At 36.4% G+C, this 26,360-nt stretch carries 25 protein-coding genes; 20 read left to right on the top strand and 5 right to left on the bottom strand.

Annotation, left to right across the window (positions count from 1 at the left end; genetic code table 11):
- Positions 1-10 precede the first annotated feature (10 nt).
- The gene (locus QBE53_12690) at positions 11-493 is read left to right on the top strand and encodes an Lrp/AsnC family transcriptional regulator (GenBank protein WZL80656.1); all 483 of its coding nucleotides are present in this window, start codon (positions 11-13) and stop codon (positions 491-493) included.
- Positions 493-1,662, top strand: coding sequence for an aminotransferase class I/II-fold pyridoxal phosphate-dependent enzyme (locus QBE53_12685; protein WZL83311.1), 1,170 nt, complete (start codon positions 493-495; stop codon positions 1,660-1,662). Before QBE53_12690 ends, QBE53_12685 begins: the two co-directional genes overlap by 1 nt.
- Positions 1,663-1,709: 47 nt before the next feature.
- On the opposite strand, the gene QBE53_12680 is transcribed toward QBE53_12685, so the two are convergent.
- Positions 1,710-2,138 (bottom strand): Fur family transcriptional regulator, encoded by a 429-nt coding sequence (locus QBE53_12680; protein ID WZL80655.1) that lies wholly within the window; start codon positions 2,136-2,138, stop codon positions 1,710-1,712.
- A gap of 167 nt (positions 2,139-2,305) precedes the next feature.
- Between QBE53_12680 and QBE53_12675 the strand changes: the two genes are divergently transcribed.
- Both QBE53_12675 and QBE53_12670 read left to right on the top strand, forming a co-directional pair.
- On the top strand, positions 2,306-2,770 hold the full coding sequence (locus QBE53_12675) for a chemotaxis protein CheX (protein WZL83310.1): 465 nt from the start codon (positions 2,306-2,308) through the stop codon (positions 2,768-2,770).
- A gap of 1 nt (position 2,771) precedes the next feature.
- Positions 2,772-3,260 carry a tRNA (cytidine(34)-2'-O)-methyltransferase gene (locus tag QBE53_12670; protein WZL80654.1) on the top strand — a complete coding sequence of 163 codons (489 nt, stop codon included), beginning with the start codon at positions 2,772-2,774 and terminating at the stop codon, positions 3,258-3,260.
- Here QBE53_12670 and QBE53_12665 read toward each other — a convergent pair.
- The 4 genes from QBE53_12665 to QBE53_12650 are packed head-to-tail and all read right to left on the bottom strand — an operon-like array spanning position 3,248 to position 8,285.
- Positions 3,248-4,684 carry a HAMP domain-containing sensor histidine kinase gene (locus QBE53_12665; protein WZL80653.1) on the bottom strand — a complete coding sequence of 479 codons (1,437 nt, stop codon included), beginning with the start codon at positions 4,682-4,684 and terminating at the stop codon, positions 3,248-3,250. The two genes, QBE53_12670 and QBE53_12665, sit on opposite strands and share 13 nt — an antisense overlap.
- Positions 4,684-5,367 (bottom strand): response regulator transcription factor, encoded by a 684-nt coding sequence (locus QBE53_12660; protein ID WZL80652.1) that lies wholly within the window; start codon positions 5,365-5,367, stop codon positions 4,684-4,686. Before QBE53_12660 ends, QBE53_12665 begins: the two co-directional genes overlap by 1 nt.
- Positions 5,368-5,382: 15 nt before the next feature.
- Positions 5,383-7,797: an endonuclease MutS2 gene (locus tag QBE53_12655; GenBank protein ID WZL80651.1), complete on the bottom strand. Its 2,415-nt coding sequence runs from the start codon at positions 7,795-7,797 to the stop codon at positions 5,383-5,385.
- A complete protein-coding gene (locus tag QBE53_12650) occupies positions 7,770-8,285 on the bottom strand; it encodes a GNAT family N-acetyltransferase (GenBank protein ID WZL80650.1) in 516 nt (171 codons plus the stop codon). Before QBE53_12650 ends, QBE53_12655 begins: the two co-directional genes overlap by 28 nt.
- 222 nt (positions 8,286-8,507) lie before the next feature.
- Between QBE53_12650 and QBE53_12645 the strand changes: the two genes are divergently transcribed.
- From QBE53_12645 to QBE53_12570, 16 genes are all read left to right on the top strand, one after another.
- Positions 8,508-9,683 (top strand): peptidoglycan DD-metalloendopeptidase family protein, encoded by a 1,176-nt coding sequence (locus QBE53_12645; protein ID WZL80649.1) that lies wholly within the window; start codon positions 8,508-8,510, stop codon positions 9,681-9,683.
- Positions 9,684-9,695: 12 nt separating this feature from the next.
- Positions 9,696-10,088: a polymer-forming cytoskeletal protein gene (locus QBE53_12640; GenBank protein WZL80648.1), complete on the top strand. Its 393-nt coding sequence runs from the start codon at positions 9,696-9,698 to the stop codon at positions 10,086-10,088.
- 314 nt (positions 10,089-10,402) lie between these two features.
- Positions 10,403-11,200, top strand: a complete 798-nt coding sequence (locus tag QBE53_12635; GenBank protein WZL80647.1) for a DUF692 family protein — start codon at positions 10,403-10,405, stop codon at positions 11,198-11,200.
- A gap of 11 nt (positions 11,201-11,211) precedes the next feature.
- A complete protein-coding gene (locus QBE53_12630; GenBank protein ID WZL80646.1) occupies positions 11,212-12,153 on the top strand; it encodes an HD domain-containing protein in 942 nt (313 codons plus the stop codon).
- Positions 12,154-12,175: 22 nt separating this feature from the next.
- Positions 12,176-13,561 carry a 23S rRNA (uracil(1939)-C(5))-methyltransferase RlmD gene (rlmD, locus tag QBE53_12625; GenBank protein WZL80645.1) on the top strand — a complete coding sequence of 462 codons (1,386 nt, stop codon included), beginning with the start codon at positions 12,176-12,178 and terminating at the stop codon, positions 13,559-13,561.
- Between the two features lie 266 nt (positions 13,562-13,827).
- Positions 13,828-14,040, top strand: coding sequence for a helix-turn-helix transcriptional regulator (locus tag QBE53_12620; GenBank protein ID WZL80644.1), 213 nt, complete (start codon positions 13,828-13,830; stop codon positions 14,038-14,040).
- A gap of 30 nt (positions 14,041-14,070) precedes the next feature.
- Positions 14,071-15,534, top strand: coding sequence for a class I SAM-dependent DNA methyltransferase (locus tag QBE53_12615; protein WZL80643.1), 1,464 nt, complete (start codon positions 14,071-14,073; stop codon positions 15,532-15,534).
- Positions 15,535-15,536: 2 nt separating this feature from the next.
- Entirely contained in the window at positions 15,537-16,673 is a 1,137-nt protein-coding gene (locus QBE53_12610; protein ID WZL80642.1) for a restriction endonuclease subunit S, read from the top strand.
- An 18-nt stretch (positions 16,674-16,691) separates the two neighbouring features.
- On the top strand, positions 16,692-18,230 hold the full coding sequence (locus QBE53_12605) for an AAA family ATPase (GenBank protein ID WZL80641.1): 1,539 nt from the start codon (positions 16,692-16,694) through the stop codon (positions 18,228-18,230).
- Positions 18,231-19,172: a hypothetical protein gene (locus QBE53_12600; GenBank protein ID WZL80640.1), complete on the top strand. Its 942-nt coding sequence runs from the start codon at positions 18,231-18,233 to the stop codon at positions 19,170-19,172.
- A gap of 20 nt (positions 19,173-19,192) precedes the next feature.
- Positions 19,193-22,516: a DEAD/DEAH box helicase family protein gene (locus tag QBE53_12595; GenBank protein WZL80639.1), complete on the top strand. Its 3,324-nt coding sequence runs from the start codon at positions 19,193-19,195 to the stop codon at positions 22,514-22,516.
- A 43-nt stretch (positions 22,517-22,559) separates the two neighbouring features.
- Positions 22,560-23,840, top strand: a complete 1,281-nt coding sequence (locus tag QBE53_12590; protein WZL80638.1) for a topoisomerase IV — start codon at positions 22,560-22,562, stop codon at positions 23,838-23,840.
- Between the two features lie 83 nt (positions 23,841-23,923).
- The gene (locus QBE53_12585) at positions 23,924-24,079 is read left to right on the top strand and encodes a winged helix-turn-helix domain-containing protein (GenBank protein ID WZL80637.1); all 156 of its coding nucleotides are present in this window, start codon (positions 23,924-23,926) and stop codon (positions 24,077-24,079) included.
- A gap of 942 nt (positions 24,080-25,021) precedes the next feature.
- A complete protein-coding gene (locus tag QBE53_12580; GenBank protein ID WZL80636.1) occupies positions 25,022-25,414 on the top strand; it encodes a transposase in 393 nt (130 codons plus the stop codon).
- A 274-nt stretch (positions 25,415-25,688) separates the two neighbouring features.
- Positions 25,689-26,045, top strand: coding sequence for a DUF6102 family protein (locus QBE53_12575; protein ID WZL80635.1), 357 nt, complete (start codon positions 25,689-25,691; stop codon positions 26,043-26,045).
- The gene (locus tag QBE53_12570) at positions 26,038-26,172 is read left to right on the top strand and encodes a hypothetical protein (protein WZL80634.1); all 135 of its coding nucleotides are present in this window, start codon (positions 26,038-26,040) and stop codon (positions 26,170-26,172) included. Before QBE53_12575 ends, QBE53_12570 begins: the two co-directional genes overlap by 8 nt.
- Positions 26,173-26,360 lie beyond the last annotated feature (188 nt).

Here is a 26,360-nt window from a genome sequence, read left to right as displayed (position 1 = left end):
GGGATCATGAATGAAAGAACAATTATTGTATGCACTAGAAAATCATAGCAAAAGAACGGTTAAAGATTTAGCCGCCATGTTTGGTACCTCTGAAGATATCATTAGCCAAGAATTGACTCAGATGGAAAAAGAACGTATTATTTGTGGATACCACGCACTCATTAATTGGGATAAAACCAATACAGACAAAGTTACAGCATTAATTGAAGTTCGCGTAACTCCTCAACGAGGCGAAGGTTTTGACAAAATTGCACGACGTATCTATATGTTTGAAGAGGTTAAGTCTGTATATTTGATGTCAGGTGGTTTTGACCTTACAGTAATTATTGAAGGAGCAACGATGAAAGAAGTTGCACTCTTTGTCGGACAGAAGTTAGCCCCTTTAGACTCGGTTTTAAGTACGGCGACCCACTTTGTATTGAAAAAGTATAAAGACTATGGTGTTATTTTTGAAGAAGAGCGCAAAGATGAACGAATGGCGGTGACACCATGATGAATCGTGAATTGAACCGAACGGCGGTCAATATTCCGCCTTCAGGTATACGAAAGTTTTTTGATATTGTTACAACGATGAAGGACGCTATTTCACTTGGTGTGGGTGAGCCGGACTTTGATACACCTTGGCATATTCGTGAAGAAGGTATCTATAGTTTAGAGCGTGGACGAACTTTTTATACATCGAATGCTGGACTTGTTGAATTACGTCAAGAGATTTGTAATTATTTAAGACGCCGCTTTGAACTGGATTACCATCATGACACAGAGATTGTTGTGACAGTGGGCGGAAGTGAAGGGGTCGATGTTGCCCTTAGAACGATTTTAAATCCAGGAGATGAAGTGTTAGTTCCTGAGCCATCATTTGTCTGTTATAAACCGTGTGTCTCATTATCAGGAGGGATACCCGTACCCATTGCTTTAAAGGTTGAAAATGAGTTTCGTCTCACACGAGAAGAGGTTGAAGCGCATCTGACAGATAAGACAAAAGCAATTATTTTATCTTTCCCAAATAATCCAACAGGTGCTGTTATGAGTCGTGAAGACTTGCAAGCGATTGCTGATGTGGCCATAGAGCATGACTTGATTGTTATCTCTGATGAAATCTATGCAGAACTGACATATAGCGACCAACATGTTAGTATTGCAACCTTGGAAGGTATGCGAGAACGAACGATTATTGTAAGTGGATTTTCAAAAGCTTATGCGATGACCGGATGGCGAATTGGGTATGTTGTGGCACCGGCACAGTTTATTGATGTCCTTAAGATTATTCATCAATATGCAATTATGTGCTCACCGACAACTAGCCAATATGCAGCTCTTGAAGCGGCTAAAAACGGAGATAAGGATATCGATGAGATGAAAGTAGCCTATGACCAAAGACGACGGTTAATGGTCGAATATTTCAATAATATGGGGCTTGAGTGCTTTGAACCTCAGGGTGCATTTTATGTTTTTCCATCGATTCAAAGTACCGGGTTGACGTCAGAAGAATTTGCAACACAATTATTGAAATCGAAAAAAGTAGCGGTGGTTCCTGGGACAGCTTTTGGGGATTCAGGCGAAGGATTTATCCGATGCAGTTACGCTTATTCGGTGGAAGAGTTAAAAGTGGCACTTGAACGTATTGAAGAGTTCGTTCTTGAAATTCGAGAAAAAAAATAAGAGAGCTATAGAGATTAAGACAAAAAAACTGACTCTATATACTAGAGTCAGTTTTTTGATGCCTTATCTTTTTTGCAGTCCGTGCATGTTCCATAAAAATATACTTTTTCACTAACGATGTCAAAGTCTGTTTCTTTTTGTACGTTTTCTTTAAAAGCCTGTAACGATTGTGTATGTAAATCCAAGACCTTACCACAGGATAAACAAATCATGTGAGGATGTGACTTAATGGTTGCATCATACCTGGAACTATCATCACCAATGTTTAGTTCTGTAGCTAAATCTGCTTTTTTTAGGGCATCAAGTGTTTTGTATACAGTTGCTAAGCTCATTGTTGGATGGGTTTGCCTAAGAGCAGTGTAGATATCTTCGGCAGTAGGATGTGATGTCGTTTCGTATAGGACTTTGTATATTGCTAAACGTTGTGGAGTGACTTTGAGTTTCTTAGTTTTTAGAATTTCTGCGAGTTGTTCCATCAGAAACCTCCTCCTATTAGATAACAAATATCAAATGATAATATGTATCATTTTATAATAAAAAGCAATAAATGTCAAGGTGTTCAATAAGAGAATAATTTTGACGATAAAAACAATTGATGGTAAAATAAACATAAGAAAATAAAGGAGGTCAAAATATGGCTGGAATTAATGTAGAATATATAAATCCGTTTATAAGTGCGGCACAAACAGTACTTAAGGATTTTAGTCAAATTGAGTCATCTATGGGAAAACCTTATCTTAAACAAGCGACGTATGAAGGGGATATCCTAGCGGTCATTATTGGAATTACAGGTGTACTTCGCGGACAAGTAATTTTTACTATGGAGACAGGTACAGCATGCTATATTGCTTCAAAGATGATGATGGGGATGCCGGTACCTGAACTAAATGATATGGCAAAAAGCGCAGTGAGCGAGATGTCCAATATGATCCTTGGTAACGCAGCAACGATTTTCTCAACGAAGAACATAGCGCTTGATATTACACCTCCTACAATTACGTTGGGTAATAATTTGAGTTTTTCCGTAAGCGACTCAAAAACGATTTGTGTACCGTTAACATTTAATGACTATACATTAGAGATTAATATAGCGATAAAGGAAGCATAAGATGAATATTGTACTACTTGAACCAGAGATTCCTTATAACACAGGTAATATCGGACGAACATGTGTGGCAACCAATACATCCCTTCATTTAATCAAACCCCTAGGGTTTTCACTTGATGAAAAAAGTGTACGACGTTCAGGACTTGATTATTGGAAAGATGTTGATTTGCATGTGTATGAAAACTTCGATGACTTTATGGAAAAGAATAACCATCCGACTGTATACATGGGAACTACAAAAGCAAAGCAAACCTATGCACAAGTATCCTATGATCCCAATGCGTTTATTATGTTTGGAAAAGAAACGCAAGGGATTCCAGAAGAACTTTTGCTAAAACATAAAGAAACTGCCATCCGAATTCCGATGGCAGAAGGCACACGTTCACTGAATTTATCTAATTCAGTAGCTATTGTACTTTATGAAGCATTACGACAAAATAATTTTATGGATCTAGAAAATGAAGGGCAACTTCATCGTTATGCATGGTGATGATTCTTTTTAGCAATCGCCAAGGTAAAGGTGAAGGTTGTCCCTTTTCCTAGTTGGCTATATACTTCAATCGTCTGGTGGTGGGCTTTGATTATTTCTCGAACAATCGATAATCCGAGTCCGACACCTTTTTTATCTTTTCCTCGGGAACGATCAGCTTTATGAAAACGGGTCCAAATATTTTTCAGGTCATCTTCAGCGATACCAGGACCGGTATCTTTAACAGAGACGTGTACTTGGTTTCCAGAAAGAGTTGTCTCGATAATGACTTCATCACCAGTTTCACAAAATTTGATGGCGTTATCAATTAAGTTGGTTAGTGCACGTTGGATTTGGTTATAGTCTGCGTGAACAACAATATCTTCTTCTTCAATAATAAGGGTCATCTTGATTTCTTTTTGAAGAATTTTTTGCTCAAACTGCAGCAGTGTATTGCGCAGTGTCTCGTGCAAATCAAAATCTTCCATTTCAGGTTTAAGCACTTCATTTTCCATTTTTGTCAAAAGCAATATATCGTTGGTTAGCTTCGTTAGGCGATCAGTTTCATTAAGAACAATCGTCAGATATTTGTCGTACTTTTCCGGTGGAATGGTTCCATCCATAACCGCCTGCACATATCCACGAATAGATGTCAATGGTGAACGAAAGTCGTGAGAGATATTGGCAATAAAATCGCGGCGAAGGTCTTCGAGTTTTTCAAGCTCTTCAGCCATATAATTCATACTCTCAGCCAATTCGATGACCTCAGTACTAAAGTTGGAGTCTTCAATCCGGGCAGAAAAATCACCACTAGCAATAGATTTGGCGGTCGCATTAAAGGACCTAAAAGTCTGACTTATACTCCTTGAAAAGACATAATTGGAAATGAAGGTAACAAAAATAAGAACGAAGAAGCTAACCAAAATGAGATTATACACATAACGGATATCTTCTTTTATTGAAGGGTAAGGCGAGACCAGAAGGACGGCGCCATAGCGGGTGCCATTGTACTCCAACGGGTGGGCAACGGCGATCACTTGATCAGCTTCATAAGGTTTAAATGAACCGATTTTGGTGACCGTCTCACCAAGGATTGAGCGGGTGGCAAATTCATGGGTGATGATGGTATTGACTAGAGAAAGTGATGACGGTTCACTGTCAAAAATAACGCGCTGATCAGGATCAATGATAATAATCCTTGATCCTGCGCGATAGCTATATGTATAGAGTTGATTGTGAAACATTGATTTTTCAAGAGTGCCTTGAATATATGAGTCATAATATTCTGCTTCAATCGAATGTATTTCATTGAACATTTTCCGATAACGGGAACTTACAAAATGATTGGTAATTGTTTGAGACAATGTACCAAACAGTATCAGAAAAATGACAATTGTTGTCAAAATATAGATAGCTAAAAATTTTCCGGAAAATGTTTTGAACATTATTTCACCTCAAACTTATATCCTATTCCCCACACTGTTTTTAGTCCCCAATAATCATTTTCATCAATTTTTTCCCGAATACGTTTTACATGGACATCGACGGTCCTTGTATCTCCAATGTATTCATAACCCCATATGCGATCTAAAAGTTGCTCGCGAGTGAATACTTGATTGGGATTGGAAGCTAAATAGTATAGTAGCTCCAATTCTTTTGGAGGCATGTCGATTTTGCTGTCATTATGCAATACACTATAGTTTGACAAATTAATCGTTAAGTTTGGCAGATTAATCTGTTTCCCTTTGCTTTCTTGAGGAGTGTAGCGGCGCAAGACAGCTTTTACACGCGCCGTAAGCTCTTTGTTGTCAAAGGGTTTGACCATATAATCATCAGCCCCTAATTCCAGTCCAAGGATTTTATCAAAGGTTTCTCCTTTGGCAGTTAACATGATGATAGGCACGGTGCTCATTTGACGGACTTCTTTACAGACGTCATATCCGTCTTTTCCTGGTAACATTAAGTCTAAAAGAATAAGATTTGGATTAAAGGACTTGACAGCGTCAATGACATCGTTGCCATTGTCCACAATTTTTGTTGCATAACTTTCTTTTTCTAAATAGAGCGCAATAAGTTCACTAATATTTTCATCGTCATCAACGATGAGAATTCTGTTTTTGGTCTCCATAAATATCCCTCTTTTCTAGTCATTGAATGTTACAATAGTTACCCCGCTATCGCCTTCGCCGTATTCGCCTAAGCGATAGTCCTTTACATGTGTTGTTGTTCGTAAGAACTGATGAACGCCTTGTCGCAATGCGCCGGTTCCTTTTCCGTGAATAATCGTCACTTGTGAAAGGTGGGCAAGATATGCGTCATCAATGTATTTATCTAAGACAGTAATTGCATCACTAATCATTAATCCACGCAAGTCGAGTTCTGTTTTGACATGACTAGGAGCAGATACTGAAGTGGTGCCTTTGTTTTTGTTGCCTTTGGCAATGGTGTATTTTCTTGCGGTTCCTTTTTGTGCAGGTGTGTAGCTCATATTGTCATCGGCTTGTTCTAAATCTTTAAAAGGAATAGTGGACTTCATAATGCCTAATTGTACAGTGGCTTCTTTTTTATGCGGATTTATATGAATCAAAGTTCCTTTTTGATTTAGAGAAGATACAAAAACGCTGGAGCCAATCGCTAAATCTTCAACACGAACTTTTTTCCGTGACACTTGTGAATTTTTCTTGGTCTTAGTAGCTTTATTGATTTTTTCTCTTAATGCAGAGCGCTGTGCTTCAAGTTCAGACATATTCATGCCTGTTCCATCTTTAACAAGCTCGTTCATTCGACGAATGATAGCATCAGCTTCGGCTTTGGAAGTCTCTAGTACACGTGCAGCATTCATCTTGGCATCGTGAAGAATCTGTTGCTTTTGGGATGCAAGGTGTTTTTTTTGCTGTTCAACTTGACGTTGGAGCTCTTCAGCTTCTTTGCGGTACTGTTGAGCACGCTCTTTTTCAAGTAATGCGGTTTTTTTGTTGGTCTCTAAATCCGTGATGAGATCTTCAAAGCGAATCTCACGTCCGCTTAAGAGTTCTTTGGCTTCATCTATTATTATATCAGATAAACCTAACCTTTTGGAGATAGCAAAGGCATTACTTTTTCCGGGGATGCCGATTAAGAGTTTATAGGTCGGACGTAATGTGTTAACGTCAAACTCACAGCTGGCATTTTCAACGCCCGCAGTCGAGAGGGCATAAACTTTTAGTTCAGAATAATGGGTTGTGGCAATCGTAAGGATATTCGCCGCTTTAAGATTTTCCAAAATAGCCATAGCCAAAGCTGCACCCTCTGTAGGGTCGGTTCCGGCACCTAGTTCATCAAAGAGAACGAGGGAACGGTCCGTCACTTGTTCTAAGATTTGTGTGATATTGGTCATATGTGATGAGAATGTACTTAAGGACTGCTCAATACTTTGTTCATCGCCGATATCTGCAAAAATATTGTCCAAAACAGTCAGTTTAGCACCGTCTGCAGCAGGAACGTGAAGACCGCTTTGACCCATAAGTGACAAGAGACCGATGGTTTTTAGAGTGACTGTCTTACCGCCTGTATTGGGTCCTGTAATAACAAGCGTAGTAAAATCCTTACCTATATATATAGTCGTAGGAACAACGGTCTCAGGATCGAGTAACGGGTGACGAGCTTTTTCCAAATATATATGGTAATCCACATTAAATGTCGGACAAGAAGACTTGGTATGAATGGAATAGTTTGCTTTGGCGGATAAAAAATCTAAATGTGTGAGCATAGCAATATTCTCTTCAAGAACGTCCTTATATACGGCAATACGTTCACTTAAATCCATAAGTATCTTTTGAATTTCTTTGGATTCATCCAAGTATAACCCGCTCAAGTGATTATTGAGTTCAACAAGGGCGAATGGTTCGACAAAAAGTGTTGAGCCGGTAGAAGACTGATCGTGAATCATTCCTTTAAACTGATTGCGGTATTCTGCTTTAAGTGGAACACAATAGCGGTCATTACGCATGGTATAATTATTATCTTGAAGCATTCCGGATTGACTAGCAGAATGAATGATTTTATTTAGCTGACTTTTGATTTTTGAGCTGCTAGCTTTAATATCGCGACGAATATCATATAGACGTGGGCTAGCTTGATCAGACACTTCGTCTTCAGAGACGATACAGCGGTTAATTTCTTTGGCGAGAGCAGGTACTGGGTCAAGGGTTTGAAAATACGGCGCAAGGCTAAGCGTATTAATATAATCTTTGGCAGCATTATAATATGCATTGGCTTGAGCTGTAGAACGTAAGACATCTGCGACATTTAAGATTTCTACGATAGACAAAGTTCCTTGAATAGCTAGGCGTTTAATAATGGCCTTTATGTCTTTAATACCTCTTAGCGGAAGATCCCCTTTTTGTACCAATAAGCGGGTTGTATCCGTCGTCTCGTTAAGAGCTCTTTGAATATCCTCAATATGCTCAAAAGGCTCAAGAGCCATGATTTTTGATTTTGCCATTGGACTTAATGCGTAGTTTGCAATTAGATCCAGTACTTTGTTAAATTCTAGTGTGTTAAATACTTTTCTATGCATGATAAACTCCTTATATTAGCAACGAACAGATAGTAATCATTTTTTATGGGTTCATCCTGACGGACAAACCCTTGTTGTTGCCAAAAACTTATTCCTGCTACATTATCCTTATGGCAGGTTAAGAAAATTTTTTTGATCGAATATTGCCGTATTAATGTTTCAACAAAGCGTTTAAAGATTAAAGTTCCATAACCACTACGCGCAAATTCTTTGCGAATGATTAATGTCTGAATCCATAAGTTGGAATCTTTTACTGGATAATAACACTTTAAAACACCTAAGATGACTTTGTTATTGGTAAAAATATCATACTGCAACGCATCTGCATCTTCAAGGTCTTTTTCTTTGAGACCATCTTGATTAAGTGCGCTGTCAAAGGCAAAGCGATAATATGCATCGGTTTGTGACAGGCGCTTAAAGGACGCATGATATTTACTTGTAGACACAAAAATAATACGATTCGAATGAATAGATAATGATGTATTCATGTCAAACCTCCTTTATCCTCTATTTTACATGAAACGAGAGAAGAATAAAAGAGTTATTTTGCCCATTTCCAAGGAGGAGATTTGTCCTTGCTATTTTAAATAATGTGGTGTAAAATAGGACTAAAGTACTATGCGTGATGAAATGAATTATTACAAAATCATTACAATTTATGTTATAATAGCACTTGGAATTACGAAATTAGAGAAAGCAGGTATATGAAAATGCAGTTTAAAAAACCTCGCATTCGTAATAAGCATAAGGCTAGCGGAAAAGAATATCTCACCATGATGTTTATCACAGATGCTACTAAAAGCGCAAAAGCAGTTAAGATTCCTAAGTGGGTTCGGTTTCCAGCATTAATTCTTGCAGTGATGCTTGTATGGAAATCACTAGATATATATTCATATGTAGAATCACTTGAAGCACAAGTCGCATATCAACAAGAAACCGTTCAAGATGAGATTAGCGACAGACAGGCAAAAGAAGCAAGAATCAAGGAATTAGAAGAAGAGATTGCTTCATCCGTAACAAAACGGTATGAAAAACTAGAAGAATTAAAGACTTTGGCCATTGAACTTGGCATCAAGATTGAAGACTTAGAAGCTTATCGTGAACAGATGGAAGAATTCAAATCTGAGATTGACACAAACCTTGGTACATATAATGCACCAAAATCCAGTGATACAGAAGCTCAGACAGATGAAGAAAAAGACTTATTAAAAGAGTATACATTACAGATAGACCCGAATTATGAAAAAAAGCGTGTGCTGTCAACATCAGCGCCAGCAACGCATGATATAACCATGATAAAAGAAGAACAGTTAGTTAAAGCCGATGAAATTGTCAATAACATCGTCCTAGATGAAGAGACATTTGAGGCAGAGTTTGACTCTGAGATAAAAAAGATTACGGATTTTCTCCGATTTGCTTCATCTAAAGTTGATGAAGACTCAGGTCGATTTGCAGATACCAATGAATCTTTAGAGGAAATGATTCCATACTTGGAAGCGTATCCAAGTGTTTGGCCGATTAAGAATACATATATTACCAGCCCCTTTGGATATCGAAGTAATCCATTTGGCGGAAGAAGCAGTGAGTTTCATACAGGTGTCGATCTTAAGGCACGATATCAAAAAGTATCGGCAACGGCAGAAGGTGAAGTTGTCGTATCAGAATATCTATCAGGATATGGATATACAGTGGTTATTGACCATGGACATGGATTGATGACGAAGTATGCACATAACTCTGAATTATATGTAAGTGTGGGAGAACAAGTTGAACGTGGAGACGTTATATCAAAATCCGGTGATTCGGGTAGAAGTACAGGTCCACATTTGCATTATGAAGTACTATTGAATGGAGAACCGGTGAATCCGGCTGAATATATATACTAGAGAGGACAGTTTATGTTATCATCAAAGAAACCAAACTATGAACGCCCAGCAACCTTGATTGGCAAAGACACAGTGATTGACAGCAGTTTAATGAAGTCAAAATCATCCGTTCAAGTCAATGGAGTACTAAATGGAAACATTGAATGTGAAGCAAGTGTTGTCGTTGGACAGACAGGAAAAGTGGTAGGGAATGTGAAAGCGGCTTTCTTACTTGTTGCCGGAACTATTGAAGGACAAGTGGATGTAACCCATCAATTACATGTGAACAAGACAGCAAGTATACTTGGTGATATTCATTGCGGTTCGATTATTATTGATGATGGCGCCATCTTAAATGGTAGCTTTACAATGACGGACAAATCGAAAGCATCTAGTGATACAAACAAAAAAGATAAGAAAAATTAAAATATGTAGATTGTTTATAGCATGTTCACATTCTGTTAAAATAATACGGTTATAATAGAAGTAGATTCAATGTCAAAAGTATAATTTGATTTGTTATGGAGTGTGATAATTAATATGGAGTATAACGTTAGAGAACAATCATTTTACACAGAAAAGAAAAAACCTTGTAATAAGGTCAGATTATTAATAAAAACACTAAAAAAATGGGTGAATAAATGCTACAATTAAAGTAGCATTTTTTTATTGCTCGAAAAAAATGGACTACAGTCTTTAGCCTTGAAAATATTGTCATATAGCTAATAGGGAGGTTGAATATGAAGTATGCATGTAATATATCCTATGAACTGATTGAATTATTAAATAAAAATCCGTCGATTTGTGATTATATAAAAATTGGTGCTTTTGGAGCCACCAAAGATATGTTAGATCAAGCATATACATTAAAACCTTTACTGATTCATGGATTTGGGTGGCATGAACGGGGAGGAATGCCTTCGACAAAAGAGATTGATTATGATAAAATAAATCAGTATATTCATAAGTACAAGTCGCCATTTATTGGAATTCATAGCTTATGTTTTCCAGAAGATGCCAAAAAAATTCAAAGTGAGAGTGTATTGGAATATATGATTCAACAGTTTCATAGATTTGATCAACAGATTCATACAGAGTTGCTTATTGAAAACATGGATTTTAACCCTTATTATGAATATCCGACCACATTGGTTGATACGGTTAGACCTTGGTTCCTTCGTGAGCTCATTGAACAAACAGGACTTGGATTATTGCTGGATATATCCCATGCCAAAGTGTCTGCTTATCAGCTAGGGATGGATATCCAGACCTACTTAGAGGGGCTCCCTCTTGAGAAGATACGGGAAATCCATTTTTCAGGCACGAAGTTTGATAAAAAACTTGGCGTTATAGATGTCCATGGTATAATGGAGGCAGAAGATTATCGTATTGCAAGATATCTTCAACAACGATTAGAGCACTTACCATCCAATCATCTTGAGATGATTACCCTAGAATATGGTACGATTGTTGCAGGAAGCACAGATCCTAAGGCAATTACAGATCAAATACATCAGCTAAAAACAATTTTTATGTAGAAGGAGTTATTATGCAATTTATTGAAACAATTCGTGAAGGTAATGAAGTAGTAGACCACTATTTATGTTCATCCAAACAAATATTAAAGACGCGTGCCGGAAAAACATATTATTCTGTCCGGCTTCAAGATAAGACAGGAACTATTGAGGGTAAGATATGGGATTTAAACGATGGAATAGGACATTTTGAAGCAGGGGATTATGTCAAGATTGACGGCTCTGTGGTAACCTTTCAAGGTGGTCTGCAGCTGAATATACGTCGTGTTCGAAAATGTCAAGAAGGAGAATACAATCCGATTGATTATGTTCCCATGTCTGAATACAATGTTGACGAGATGTATGATGAACTGCTTGGGTTTATTCAGAGTGTAGATAATAATTATGTCAAACAACTGCTGGAGAAGTTTTTTGTTGAAGATAAAACCCTTGCCAAACGCTTTAAAGCTCATGGAGCGGCAAAATCCGTGCATCATAACTATTACGGCGGTTTATTGGAACATACGCTTGGAATTTTACGTACATGTGATTTTTTGGCAAAAAGTTATAAAGAAGTGGATCGTGACATTTTGATTGCAGGCGCTTTGCTTCATGACATAGCAAAGACGGAAGAGATGACAGAGCTTCCAATGGTTGAATATACGGATTCAGGACAATTATTAGGCCATATTATTATTGCAGTTGAATGGATTAATGAAAAAGTAGCCGAGATTCCGGGATTTCCAAAATCCCTAGCCTCAATTATTAAGCACGTTGTTTTGGCACATCATGGAGAGTTGGAATACGGTTCGCCTAAAAAGCCGGCAATATTAGAAGCGATATTACTTCATTATGCAGATAATATCGATGCAAAAGTAAAAACATTTTCAACGATTATGGCACAATCTGAAGAACAAGATGATTGGGCAGGTTATCAGCGATTATTTGAAACAAATATACGAAAAACACGTTATTAAACAAATGACATAGAGGTGAACGATGAAACAGGTATGCCCAGTAGAAAAAAATCAAATTTATACGATGGAGATTACCGGAATCGGAGCCAACGGAGAAGGGGTAGGTCGTATCGACGGCTATACCCTTTTTGTGGATGGAGCGATGACAGGTGATCACATCGAAGTTAAGGTTATCAAAGCCAAGAAGAACTATGGCTTTGGTCGTCTAGTGACGATACTTAAACCTTCAATAGACCGTGTGGAACCCCGATGTCCGATAGCCAAGCAATGTGGCGGTTGTAGTTTGATGCATATGGACTATAAAGCGCAGCTTCAATATAAACGGGGACATATATTAGATGCCCTCGAACGTATTGGTGAACAAGATCGACAGATGCTAGAAGAAAAAGAAGAGACGATTATCGGTATGGATGAGCCGTGGTTTTATCGCAACAAGGTTCAGTTTCCTGTACAAGTAGTGAGTGGAAAGCTGCTCATTGGATTCTATGCCAAGCGTTCCCATCGGATTATTGAGACGCCAATTTGTTATATTCAAGATAGATATAATGAACAGATTATTGATGTGCTTCGTAACTTTATCACTAAGCGGGATATCTCGGTCTATGACGAGAATAAGCATAAGGGACTGTTGCGTCATATTGTTATCCGTAAGTCGCATCATCGTGAAGAATTCCATGTAACCTTAGTTATTAATGGGCAGAGCTTTCCTCATCAGCAGGAACTCATAGATACGCTAACACAACTCGATCGTGTGGTAGGCATTAGTCTGAATATTAATCAAGAAAAAACTAATGCGATATTAGGTTCCAAAGTACTTCATCTGTATGGACAAGAATATTTACGCGACCAAATAGGTGAGATAGAATATCAGATTTCTCCTCTTTCCTTTTATCAGGTTAATCCGATACAGACAGAAAAACTCTATGCCAAAGCCCTTGAATACGCTATGCTTACAGGTGAAGAGATTGTCTATGACCTTTACTGTGGCATCGGGACCATTTCCTTGTTCTTGGCCCAGCAAGCTAAGCATGTCTACGGAGTAGAAATCGTCGAAGCGGCTATTGAAGACGCCAAAGCCAATGCGGATATCAATAAGATCTCTAATACCTCCTTCTACGCAGGTAAAGCTGAGGATATTGCCCCAAAACTTTATCAAGAGGAAGGCATCACTGCTGATGTTGTAGTCGTGGACCCACCACGAAAAGGCTGTGATACGAGTCTGTTAGACACTATTATAGAGATGAATCCACAGCGAATCGTCTATGTATCTTGTGACCCAGCAACACTTGCTAGAGATGTGAAAATATTAAATCAAAGTGGTTATGCTATTGATAAATGGTGTGGGGTAGATATGTTTAGCCATTCGACACATGTGGAGACTATAGTAGCACTATACAAAAAAAACTAATTGTATTTGCCCAAATACCCCTAAAAACAAAGCTTTTCATGTTTAAGACAGATGTCTTGAATTATCGCAATAAGGAACTGACAGATGAAATTGTTGTAAGGCTTGGCTTTTGGATGTGAAATGTAGGGACATAAGAAACTGAATAATAAATGTGAATCCACTGGTATATTATCGGTGGATTTTTCTTTGGGATAATTTTCAAATTATCGTATGATTATATTATAACATTTGTTATAATATAAAGTGACGAGCTGGAGGTGTATAAAGTGGAATTTGCTCAAATGGTTAAAGAAATCAGAAGTAAACTGAATATGAGTCAAGAACAACTGGCAAGAGAGCTTCAAGTGAGCTTTGCCACGGTCAACCGCTGGGAAAATGGTAAAAACAGTCCCAATAGAATGGCAAAAAAGGCACTTTATGATTTTTGTAAAACAAAGGGACTTGAAGAAGAAATGATTAAGCATTTATTGGATTATTAAAATAGATGAAAGACTATGGGAGGAACAACAATGATTACAGGTGAATTAAGAAGCAAGGTAGATAAAATATGGGAGATATTCTGGACAGGTGGGATTACCAATCCCTTGTCTGTTATTGAGCAGTTTACCTACCTTTTATTTATAAAGGGACTGGACGAAAAACAAACGGATTTAGAAAAAAATGCGGAGCTGCTTGGGATTGAAGTAGATAAAATTTTTAGCGACGAGCAAGAAAATCTGAGATGGCATAAGTTTAAACAACTGAGTGCTTCTGACATGTATGATATGGTTTCAAAGAAAGTATTCCCATTTATCAAAACCATGCATGGGAACAAGGATTCAGCATTTACAAGATATATGGACGATGCCATCTTTATGATCCCAACACCTCAAATGTTAGAAAAAATTGTGACGAATATTGATGGACTACCAATTAAAGAAGGTAATACAACGGATGATACCAAAGGGGATTTATACGAGTATTTACTTTCTAAGGTAGCAACCGCAGGTACCAATGGTCAGTTTAGAACACCTAGACACATCATCAAAATGATGGTGGACTTGATGCAACCAACACCAACGGATATTATTGTTGACCCTGCAGCTGGTTCGGCAGGATTCCTTGTTGAGGCAGGGGAGTATTTAAAGCGAAATAATGAGGATATGTTCACTATAAAAGAACTGAAAGACCACTATCATAGAGATATGTTCTTTGGTAATGACATGGACAGAACCATGCTTCGTATTGGCGCAATGAATATGATGCTTCACGGTGTAGATAGACCTAATATCGAATATAGAGATTCCTTATCGGAAACCAATAAAGACAGAGAAAAATACACGCTTGTTCTTGCCAATCCACCATTTAAAGGATCACTAGACTATGACAGTGTATCAGCAGACTTACTTAAAGTAACTAAAACTAAGAAGACAGAGCTATTGTTTTTAGCCCTTTTCTTAAGAACGCTTAAAAAAGGTGGCAGATGTGCATCAATTGTACCAGATGGTGTATTATTCGGTAGTTCTAATGCCCATAAATCCATTCGTAAGGAGATTGTAGAGAACCATCAATTACAAGCAATTATCTCCATGCCTAGTGGCGTATTTAAACCCTATGCAGGTGTTTCTACTGCTATTATGATCTTTACTAAGACGGGTGCTGGTGGCACGGATAAAGTCTGGTTTTATGATATGCAGGCAGATGGCTTATCCCTTGATGATAAGCGTCAACTAGTTGAAGAGAACGATATTCCAGATATTATCAGTCGTTATCATAATCTTGAGAATGAAGAGGACAGAAAGCGTACAGAGAAGTCGTTCTTTGTTATTAAAGAGGAAATTGTAAAGAATGATTATGACTTGTCTATCAATAGATATAAAGAAGTTGAATATGATGAAGTGCAATATGAAGCACCAAAAGTGATTATACAAAGAATCAAAGAACTGGAACAGCAGATTCTTAATGGTCTTAATGACATTGAGAGGATGGTGTAGAGATGGTAGCATTAAAAGAAATATTTAAAATATCAAAAGGCAAGAAGGAAGAAGAGACAGAAAATGAATCTAGGCTCTCTCCAAGATATATTCAAATTGAAGATTTGCGCCATAATGATAATCTTAAGTACTGTATTCCTAATAAGAAAAGTGTATATGTAAATAAACATGATTTAATTATTGCTTGGGATGGTGCTAATGCCGGAACAATAGGTGTTGGATTGGAAGGTGTTATTGGAAGCACATTAGCGAGACTTGAGTTGAAAAATAATAAAGTCAATCCATATTATGCAGCAAGATTTCTTCAATCAAAGTTTCAGTATTTAAGAGACAATTGTACGGGTGCAACTATACCTCATATTAGTAAGACTGTATTAGAAAATCTATCAATCCCACTACCACCACTAGAAACCCAAAAGAAAATCGTTGAAGTTTTGGACATGGCTCAGGGGCTTATTGATGCAAGAAAAGAGCAAATTAGGTTGATGGATGAGTTGATTCAGTCGGTGTTTTATGAGATGTTTGGTGATCCTGTGACGAATCCGAAAGGGTGGGAAACTGGAACTATTAATGATTTAACTTTAAAAACACAATATGGAACAAGTAAAAAGGCACATGAGACTGGTGGTGAGTATCCTATGCTAAGAATGAATAATATTTCTTATACGGGCGGCTGGGATTTTTCAAGTCTAAAGTATGTTGATTTAGATGAAAACGAGTTAGAAAAGTACTTGGTTTATGAAGGGGAACTATTATTTAACAGGACTAATAGCAAAGAGTTAGTAGGCAAGACAGCTGTTTATAGAGAAAGTAAACCGATGGCGTATGCAGGATACTTGGTCAAACTTATAACAAACACAAAAGGGAATACCGAGTATATTTCTGCATACTTGAATTCTCAACATGGCAAGGCTACTTTATTAAATATGGCAAAAAGTATTGTTGGAATGGCTAATATTAATGCTGAAGAGCTAAAGAAGATAAGAATAAATCTGCCACCAATAGATGTGCAGAATGATTTCGCAGATATTGTATCTAGAATAGAAAAAGAAAGAAAAAAACTTAGTGAATCAATAAGAAATTATGAAGATAATTATTCTTCAATTTTGCAAAAGGCATTCGTTGGAAAATTATTTTAAGGGAAACGGGGGGGAGTGATGAGATTAGTAAAAATAAAATTGCTGAGTGATTATAAGATTTTCAAGCAAAATCAAGAGTTTATTTTTGGCGATGACTCCACCCTTGGAATAGTTGGAATAAATGGTAGTGGTAAATCAATTCTTCTTGAACTGATATCCAAGATATTTGTTGATGCCAGTAATCAAATAACTCAAGAGAATTACTCAAGTGATATAAGTTATGAAGCTACTTATTCATTACAGAAAGACCATATGATTGAAAGTGTTCTAATAGGAATAGGTGGAGAATGGGAAGATACTGATCATGTGTTGATTAAGTTAGAAAATAAATCTCAGAATTTTAAAATGACTATTTCAAATGGAAACAATGAGTTTGAAATAGGAAATATTAACATGCATTATGTATTCTTTCCCAGAAAGATTGTGGTTTACTCATCTGGCCATAATGAAGGGGTTAGCGATGAAATCATTAACTATAAGCTTTATTCTTTGGCAGAAAAAGACAGTCAAAAGGTTAAGAGAAACAATTATGGCGAGGTTATTAATAAGGGTATACTTGATCGCTATAATGAGCTGTTTTACTATTTTGATGATACGATAAGTAAATTGGGAATCCTTACGTCATTTATGTTTGAGTCTGAAAATCAAGAAGTTCTGTCAGAGTTCTTTGAGAATGCGTTAGTTACTTCATTTAAAATAAGACTTGATAAGAAAGATATATATGATGAAGATATTTACTTCGATGAGAAGGCATTGTATCTGTTAAATGAAATTATGAGTTATGCAAATACAGGTCATGTAAATGAAAACGGATTTAAGTATTATGAGTTTCATGTACCAGAGAATAGAGAACGTGAACAAATGTCTTTATTAGCCTTTTTTGAAGGATTACAAAGACTTTATGACTACAATATTTATAAGATTAAGAAAAGGACTCGAAACAGAATTATATATGGAAATGAAAAAAACAAGAAATCTTTAGTAGATTGGAACATAGCAAATAATAGAGTGTTTGAACTACTTGAAATGACTTTTGTAACAGAAAGCGGGTCTGAACTGGATTTGAGAAACTTTTCTGATGGTGAGTATCAAGTGCTCCAACTAATTAGCATACTCAATATCTTTTACGGAAGTAACATTCTATTTTTGTTAGATGAGCCAGAGACACATTTTAATCCGAGTTGGAAGTCTTTATTTGTCTCAAAGGTAAAGTCTATGCTTGATCCGATGTCACAGGCTATATTTTCATCTCATAATCCTGAAGTAATAACAGACTTAAGAAAAACAAGTGTTGTGAGTATGAAACGAGGCTTACAAAGCAGTTTGCAAATTGAGACTTTTGGTGCTAATCCGAATATGATTAGTGCTAATCTATTTGACAAGAGAAACACTGTAGCAGAATTGGCTAAACAGGAAATAAGCATATTTAGAAGTAAAATTAATCAAGCTACTAATGATCAGGAATTAGAAGAACTTAAACGTGAAATTGAAAATACTCTAGGGGATTCATCAGAACGCTTGATGTTGATTATTGAGATTCAAAAGAGGATGACGTAAATGTGGTACTTTTACAATGAATTTGAAAATGAAGAATTAGAGGGCCTTATAAATCAAATCAATAGTGTATTTACCGATATTTTCATATCGGTAGTATTTGAGTATCCAAGCTGGATGAATGAGATCAAACTCAAAAGTGATTTTGAAGCGTTTAAAGGTGCGTTTGAGTTAAGTCGCCCAGAGGAAAGAGAAAAGTTAATTGATGCCTTCAGCAAGAATATTCAAGTTGAAAATGTATGTAATATGACTGTTGATCCAGTTTCTTATGAAGATTTACTAAATGGCTCAAGCAAAGATTTTATACGATGTATAAGTGCTTTAAAAATGATACAGGATTATTTATATGATAATTTATTGAAATTAAAGGGCCTTGTTGAAGAAGTAGGAACGCTCAAGAATTATTATGAAAAATTTTATGATGAGTCAATAGAATATGTATGCCCATTTTGCGGAATAGGTCCTATGTTAACATCAAAGGACAAATTTCGTGAAGCTTTTGATCACTATTTACCAAGATCGAAATATCCTTTTGTTTCATTGCTTAGGAAGAACCTTTTTCCTATTTGCCATACATGTAATTCTACATATAAAGGTGACAAGAATCCTAGAGATTATGGTAAAGTATTCTATCCATTTATGAGAGACGATAATGATTGTGAACCTGTTTTTACTATTAGAACAGGTGTAATTGAAAATATTGAAATTATTACTCAGCATTTTCATGAAGAGGTAGAGACTTGGGATAAAGTATTTGACGTTAAAGACAGAATTAAAAATTATGCTGAAGATAATCTTAGTGGATGGGTGTCAAATGTCTCAGAAGCTGTTGGATTATACAATGTTGATTTAGAAACAGCTAAAAATGCTGAAATAGAAAGATGTAAATCAAATAAAATGCAAGATCATAAATTTATTAAGAAAGCGGCTTTAGAAGCATTATAGATTATATAAGGGGGAATACCATGTGCTACAACTTTGATTTCCTAAAAAAAGAAGATAAATATAAGGACTTTACATACGCCTGTATCGAAGCTGAAAAGAGCTTGGTGATTTCCTATGCCAGTACAGCGATTCTTGCACGTAGAGCTTTGGAATTGGCTGTAAAGTGGGTTTTTTCTTACGACCATGAACTAGAAGCACCATATCAGGATAATTTAGCTTCCTTGATTCATGATTATCGGTTCAAAGGGATCATTGATACGAAACTCTTTCCAATGATTAAATATATTCAACAAATCGGTAATAAAACGGTTCATTCGGCTGCGCCTATCACAAGAGAGCAGGCAGTCCTTGCCCTTCATAATCTATTTGAATTTGTGTCTTGGATAGATTACTGTTATTCAGATGAATATGTTGAGATTGCCTTTGATGAAAGTCTACTCGGGGATAACGAAAAAGAGAAAAAGACTCGAGATGAGCTTAAAGACCTTTATGACCGATTGGGTGCTAAAGACCGTAAACTTGAAGAAATCATTAAGGAAAATGAAAATCTAAGACGTGAGAACGCTGCAAAGCGTGTTGATAATAAGAAAAACCGTGACTTTAAGGTTGATGAAATTTCTGAATTCAAGACACGGAAAATGTATATTGATTTAGAAATTGAGCTTAACGGTTGGATAATCGGTAAGGATTGCCTTGAAGAAGTAGAAGTAGAAGGCATGCCTAATCAGGCAGGTTTAGGCTATGTAGATTATGTCCTATTTGGAGATAATGGTAAACCACTGGCGGTTATTGAAGCTAAGAAAACCAGTGTGAACCCACGTGTTGGCCAGATACAAGCCCAGCGCTATGCAGATTGTTTGGAAAAGCAATATAAAGTAAGACCGGTTATTTTCTATACGAATGGCTTTGAATATTATTTATGGGATGATGCCAGCTATCCAGAGCGCTTAGTCTCAGGTATTTACACCAAGGAAGAGCTAGAGTGGCTTCATTTCAAAAGACAAAACAAAGTGTCTTTAAAAGACCCTGTAATCAACGATGATATCACCAATCGTCACTATCAAAAGATGGCCATTACAGCAGTGTGCGATACCCTTGAAAAAGGCAATCGTAAGGCGCTACTTGTTATGGCAACAGGTTCGGGTAAGACAAGAACTGCTATATCAACCGTGGAAGTACTGATTAAAAGAGGATGGGTAAAAAATATTCTATTTCTTGCAGATCGTACAGCCCTTGTGAAGCAAGCAAAGAAGAATTTTAAGGCACTTTTACCGGAACTGTCTCTGTGTAATCTTTTAGATAGTAAAGATAACCCTGAGAGCAGAATGATATTTTCAACTTATCCAACTATGATGAATGCCATTGATGATGTAAAGAACAAACGTAGTGAAAAGCTATTTACCAGTGGTCACTTTGATTTGATTATAATTGATGAAAGTCACCGAAGCATTTATAAAAAATATCAGGATATTTTTAATTACTTTGATGCCATTTTACTAGGCTTAACAGCAACACCTAAAAGTGACCTTGATAAAAATACCTATACTATTTTTGAACTTGAAAACAATGTGCCAACCTATGCCTATGAGTTAGGTGAAGCCATCGAAGATGAGTATTTGGTGCCTTATCATACCATTGAGACAAAGATGAAGTTTTTAGAACAAGGCATTCATTATGATGACCTTACAGAAGAAGAAAAAGAAATGTTTGAAGAGACCTTTGATGATGATGTAAAAGACATCAGTGGTGAAGCTTTAAATTCATTCTTATTCAATGACAATACCATTGATACAGTTATACAGGAATTAATGGAAAAAGGTCTTAAAGTAGAAGGAGGGGACAAATTAGGGAAGACCATTATCTTTGCTAAGAATAAGAAACACGCAGATTTTATAGTAAAGCGCTTTAATGCACTTTATCCGGAGTATAAAGGTGATTTTGCAAAACCAGTTTATACCGGTGTTAATTATGTGGAAAGTACCATGGATGATTTTGAAGTGAAAAACAAACTGCCTCAGATTGCTGTATCGGTAGATATGCTGGATACTGGGATTGATATTCCTGAGATTCTTAATCTTGTTTTCTTTAAGAAGGTGCGTTCAAAGACTAAGTTTTGGCAGATGATTGGCCGTGGTACCAGACTATGCGAAGATTTGTATGGTGCTGGAATTGATAAAGAAAGCTTTAGAATCTTTGATTACTGTGGTAATTTTGAATTTTTTAGAACCAATAAAAATGGTAAAGAAGCCAAGATGATGAAGTCACTGACAGAAAATCTTTTCAATATCCGCATAGGCATTATTAAAGAGCTTCAAAACTTGGATTATCAAACAGATGAGTATATAAATCACAGAAAGGCATTGATTGAAGGGATTTTGAAAGAAGTGAAGGCTATTGATGAAACAAAATTCAATGCCAGAATGAAGCTTCAATTCCTACACAAATTCAATCAGGAGAGTGCTTTTGAAAGTTTAACAGATGCTGATGTCAGAGAATTAGAAGAACATGTTGCACTACTTGTACCAGCCATAGATGATGACGAACTGGCGAAGCGGTTTGATTATTTGATGTATACCATTGAATATGCAGACTTAAAAAGAGTCCCTGCATCAAAACCGAAAAACCGAGTGGTAACAACAGCAGAGAAGCTAACTTTTAAGGGAACTATTGAAAAGGTAAAGAAGCAGGAAGCATTAATATATAAAGTTCAGACCAATGAACACTGGGAAGAAGCAGATATCTTTGATCATGAAGAAGTCCGTGAAGCCTTTAGAGAATTGATTAAGTTTTTAGACAGCAAATCTGGTGAAATCTACTATACCAATTTTATGGATGAAATTATGGAATCCAAGGAAAGGCCAGGGGAGTACTCCGTGAATGATATGCAAAGTTACCGTAAAAAGGTGAATAAGTATTTGATGGAGCATCAAAATGATCTGGTCATCTACAAGCTTAGAAATAATAATCCTTTAACAGAAGAAGATATCAAATACCTAGAAAAAGTATTATGGCAAGACTTAGGAACAAAAGACGACTATGTCAAAGAATTTGGTGATGAGCCACTACTCAAACTGGTGAGTAAAATTGTAGGCTTAGACCCACAAGCAGCCAATGAAGTATTTTCAGAGTTCTTATCTGACGAAAGCCTTAATATCAATCAAATGGAATTTGTGAAGTTAGTGGTTAATTATATGATTAAAAACGGTAGCTTAGACAAGCGGGTTCTCAATGAGCATCCCTTTAATAAGCGTGGTAATGTGATGAACCTATTTGATGGTAAGCTTGATGTGGCAAAGCGTATTATTGGTGCTATTGATCAGATTAATTGTAGGCTAAGTGTTTAGAAAACCTAACAGTATTGGTTGTACAAAATGAGAGGTGAAAATCATGGAGTATTTTCTAATCGGAATAATAACAATCTTAATAGTTGCTTTGATTTTCGTTGTCCAAAGGAAAAGAACAGAAACAACGATTTCAAGGGATGAGGGCGACAATGCAAAAGGACTTGTTGAGATTAATTTACCTGAAGAAGAACGATTTCAAAGTAGTGCTATTGTCAAATTAGAACAATTGTCTTTGACGCATTTCATTGATGATAAAATGCTATTTGAGATTAAAGACAAAAATGTTATTGCACGAATCTCTAAAACGATACCTACTGCTGCAGATAAACTTGCAAAAACAATGAATAATAGGGCTTTAGATAAAGTTGAATTATACAGAGCGGTTATACCTAGTGGTGTATCGCTTGTTGATTCAAAACAAATGAAAGGTGCATCAAGAGGATTTTACAGAGGTAAAAATAGCATAAAAGGACATGCTAACTTTGTTAAAACGAATCCTCAAAAAACCTCGAAAATGAGTACGATGGCTAATGGGGTTGCAAACATAATGTCTGTGGGTTCTTTGGTCGTGGGACAATATTACATGACAGAGATTAGCTCAAAGCTTGAAAGTATTAGTAATAGCATTAGTCAAATTAGTGAGTTTCAAAATCGTGAGTTTCAAAGTCGTATTTTGTCACTGATTACAAGAGTTGAAAAAATTTCTAATTATAGTATGGAAATTCTAGAGAATGATGAGTTGGGAATTCTTAAGTTGCAGACTTTGGATGACTTAGAAGGTGAAGGAACTCAATTACTCCAACAAGTGAATTTAACGATTAGCGAATTAATAAATAAGAATCATAAACTGGATTATAAAACTTATCAAGTGAAAGTAGATGAGTTCTCTATTTTAGTTGAATATCAGAGAATTTTAATCAATCTTTTAGAGGAAATATGCAAGTTGACATACTTATTAGGCAAAGGCGAAATATCAAATGAAATGAGTTACTCTATTTATAATACTTATTTAAACCAATCCAATCAAACGATGGAAATGCTAGAGGTATGGCATGAAGAACAAGTCGGGCACCTTGGTATAGAAATTGATAAGAATAGAGTTATGAAAAAAGGATTTTTTGCAACTGCTCTTGGAGTGGTCAATGAGGATTTGAAATACAATGAGCTTGCAGTTGGATTATTAGATAAAATAAATAGACAAAGAGCGGAGAATCGATTAATGGTTAATAGTTCAAAAAATTTATACGATGAAGACGTTCAGATTATTATCAAAGATGGAAAATATTATTACCTTAATGAGTCAATGGAATTAGGACACTTATAAGGTCAAATTGAACGAAATATATGAGGAGACAGGAGGCAAGGTTCTGTAGCAATACCAAAATATCATGAATTTATGAACCTGTATTGGAGTTATTGAAAGATATTCAAATCCATAAGCGTGTAGATATGTATAATGTTTTGGCAATGCAGTTTCAATTAGCTGAGGAAGAACTTGAAGAGTGGCTGCCAAGTGGTAAACAATTGGTTTATAAAAACAGAATAGGATGGGCACTGACTTAGGTTTCAGAGATTGTAGATCAAAATTATCTTAATTGATGTTAACTCTTTAGCCGCACTTATGGTGAAACACAATCTTGGTGTTTCAATAGAAAATACATATTTGATTAAAAAAAAGCGACACAGATCATTTTGACGGAGAGTAAAACAAAATATTTTCGGTCCCCCCCCTATCTATTTTCAATTTATAGATGGGGAGGACTTTTTTGGTAAATCCCTATAATTTTTTGTATACGGTAAATTATAGGTGCCGTGTCAACTAACCACCTTCGTGAGATAATAGATGAAAAATTATCTAGGGGGTTACTTTATAGACAAAATAACACAGAAATGCGGATTAATCATTGGCAACTAATAATTAAAGAATGTAATAACAGAGGAATGACCAAAAAAGAATGGTATTGCAAAATGGTGTCCATGAAAAGGTATTCTATTATTGGCAAAGATGTATTCGAAAACAGGCGGTTCAAGTCTAGTCTGAATATTCGTTGCCCCCTGCTACTGGAAACTTCGTTGAGTTGACGGCGCATACGCCAGTTGTTTCTCAACAACTCTTTGTAAATAACATTGTCGTAATCATTCAGGTCAATGGATGTAGGATTGAATTATTCGAAACAGCATCTGAACCTTTTATACAACGACTTCTTAGAGCCCTTGCTAATGTTCAATGATGCAAAAGGTTTACGTAAAATACATCTTGCCACTGGCGTACAGATTTATGGCGTGGCAACCATCGTTAAGAATTATTTCAATCTTGATCCTTTTGAGAAGAATACCTTTTTTTCTTCTGCGGGAGAAGAATGGACCACCTGAATGGATTGCTTTGGGAAGGAACGGATTTTGGCTTTTATATAAGAAGGGGGAAGTTGGTGGCTTCCGTTGGTCCACAACTGACGGACGAAATTTGTAAATGGAATGCTATTGTACCGAATCAGCCAGGAATAGTTGAGAAATGATATTCATGTAGCTAAGCAAGTGATGGTCAATTGGATGATCCAATGTGGTGATAGATATCTCGGGACCGTATATGACCGACTTCATGCTGAAATGTATACATTCCATGTATTACAGGCAGAGGAAACGCCGGGAAAAGTTTCAAAAGACGGTCGACCGGCAAACAATACCAGTTACATGTGGGTTTACCGAACCTGTAAACATTACAATAATAGCCCCATTATCCTGTATGACTATCAGAAAACTAGTAAGAGCGACCATTCCAAGGAGTTCATTAAAGACTTCAAAGGTATTGTTGTTACCGGTGGATATTCAGCCTATAAAAAGTTGGATAAGGAAAATTCTTATATTACCTTTGCAGGAAGTTGGGCTCACAGCAGCTGACGATTCTCTGATGCTAAGGCTTTACCAAAAGAAAAGAAGTAAAATGAGAAGGCAACCATTGCCTATCAGACATTTAAACAGATCGCTGTCATATATCACCAGGATAACGAAGTGTCAGAACTGGAACCTTATGAAAGGCAAAAACTAAGATAGTTAACCGTCAAGCCACTGGTGGAGGCTTATATAAAGGTTAGTAGCGACTAGTTACCGTATACATTTATTCAGTGTTTTATCACTTTGAATAGACTTAAGAGAATATGTAAGAGGCGGACATTTGGAAGTTGTAATTATGCTCCTTATAAGTGCTATTTTATCAGATGGTTTCGTTTATGTAGACGCCCTTTTAGAAGGGCTTGTACCAATGGTGCTTTATGCTAAAAGGTATATGGACACCCTACCTGGTATCAATTCCATAAGCCAATCTTTGTCTTCTTTACAGTTCTTTTTAACAAGAAATACGGTAATCATCATTGTATTTATGTTGGGCGCTGTATCAGGAGCTGTTCGTATGCTAACTAAAGATAAGTCCAACATATCGGTTGTTGTTCAGATGTGCTTTATTATTAGATATCAATTTGGACAAAAGAAATACAAGTATGTCTATGGGATGGAGAGGAGAAAACATGACTGATGGTATTCATCAATTTAAAATAGCAGGGAAAATAAATTCTAGGGTATCGGCTAAAATGATCTATATGCTATTAAGCAAGTTAGCAAATAGAGAAGGTGGTGTTCACAGATATCACAGAAAAAGCTAAATAAGATTCTTGGGGGATATAAAACAACTGTACGCAAAAATCTTTGGCGATTAGAAAAGAGTGGTTATATCTATATTCGTAGAAGATATACAGAGGATGGTGGAAGACTGGCAAATGTGATATACCTTAGCTACATGCGATTGGATTATACTGGAAAGATTGCATTAATACCTTATTGGGGAATAGGA

The organism is Vallitaleaceae bacterium 9-2 (genome assembly GCA_038396585.1).
Lineage (GTDB): Bacteria > Bacillota > Clostridia > Lachnospirales > Vallitaleaceae > UBA1351.
This window is presented reverse-complemented; position numbering and strand designations above follow the sequence as displayed.

Coding starts and splice junctions, on each gene's coding strand:
- QBE53_12590 (WZL80638.1), top strand. CDS start 22,560: ATGGAGTATTTTCTAATCGGAATAATAACAATCTTAATAGTTGCTTTG.
- QBE53_12600 (WZL80640.1), top strand. CDS start 18,231: ATGTGGTACTTTTACAATGAATTTGAAAATGAAGAATTAGAGGGCCTT.
- QBE53_12570 (WZL80634.1), top strand. CDS start 26,038: ATGACTGATGGTATTCATCAATTTAAAATAGCAGGGAAAATAAATTCT.
- QBE53_12630 (WZL80646.1), top strand. CDS start 11,212: ATGCAATTTATTGAAACAATTCGTGAAGGTAATGAAGTAGTAGACCAC.
- QBE53_12645 (WZL80649.1), top strand. CDS start 8,508: ATGCAGTTTAAAAAACCTCGCATTCGTAATAAGCATAAGGCTAGCGGA.
- QBE53_12655 (WZL80651.1), bottom strand. CDS start 7,797: ATGCATAGAAAAGTATTTAACACACTAGAATTTAACAAAGTACTGGAT.
- QBE53_12635 (WZL80647.1), top strand. CDS start 10,403: ATGAAGTATGCATGTAATATATCCTATGAACTGATTGAATTATTAAAT.
- QBE53_12660 (WZL80652.1), bottom strand. CDS start 5,367: ATGGAGACCAAAAACAGAATTCTCATCGTTGATGACGATGAAAATATT.
- QBE53_12665 (WZL80653.1), bottom strand. CDS start 4,684: ATGTTCAAAACATTTTCCGGAAAATTTTTAGCTATCTATATTTTGACA.
- QBE53_12650 (WZL80650.1), bottom strand. CDS start 8,285: ATGAATACATCATTATCTATTCATTCGAATCGTATTATTTTTGTGTCT.
- QBE53_12680 (WZL80655.1), bottom strand. CDS start 2,138: ATGGAACAACTCGCAGAAATTCTAAAAACTAAGAAACTCAAAGTCACT.
- QBE53_12670 (WZL80654.1), top strand. CDS start 2,772: ATGAATATTGTACTACTTGAACCAGAGATTCCTTATAACACAGGTAAT.
- QBE53_12610 (WZL80642.1), top strand. CDS start 15,537: ATGGTAGCATTAAAAGAAATATTTAAAATATCAAAAGGCAAGAAGGAA.
- QBE53_12595 (WZL80639.1), top strand. CDS start 19,193: ATGTGCTACAACTTTGATTTCCTAAAAAAAGAAGATAAATATAAGGAC.
- QBE53_12615 (WZL80643.1), top strand. CDS start 14,071: ATGATTACAGGTGAATTAAGAAGCAAGGTAGATAAAATATGGGAGATA.
- QBE53_12640 (WZL80648.1), top strand. CDS start 9,696: ATGTTATCATCAAAGAAACCAAACTATGAACGCCCAGCAACCTTGATT.
- QBE53_12685 (WZL83311.1), top strand. CDS start 493: ATGAATCGTGAATTGAACCGAACGGCGGTCAATATTCCGCCTTCAGGT.
- rlmD (WZL80645.1), top strand. CDS start 12,176: ATGAAACAGGTATGCCCAGTAGAAAAAAATCAAATTTATACGATGGAG.
- QBE53_12690 (WZL80656.1), top strand. CDS start 11: ATGAAAGAACAATTATTGTATGCACTAGAAAATCATAGCAAAAGAACG.
- QBE53_12605 (WZL80641.1), top strand. CDS start 16,692: ATGAGATTAGTAAAAATAAAATTGCTGAGTGATTATAAGATTTTCAAG.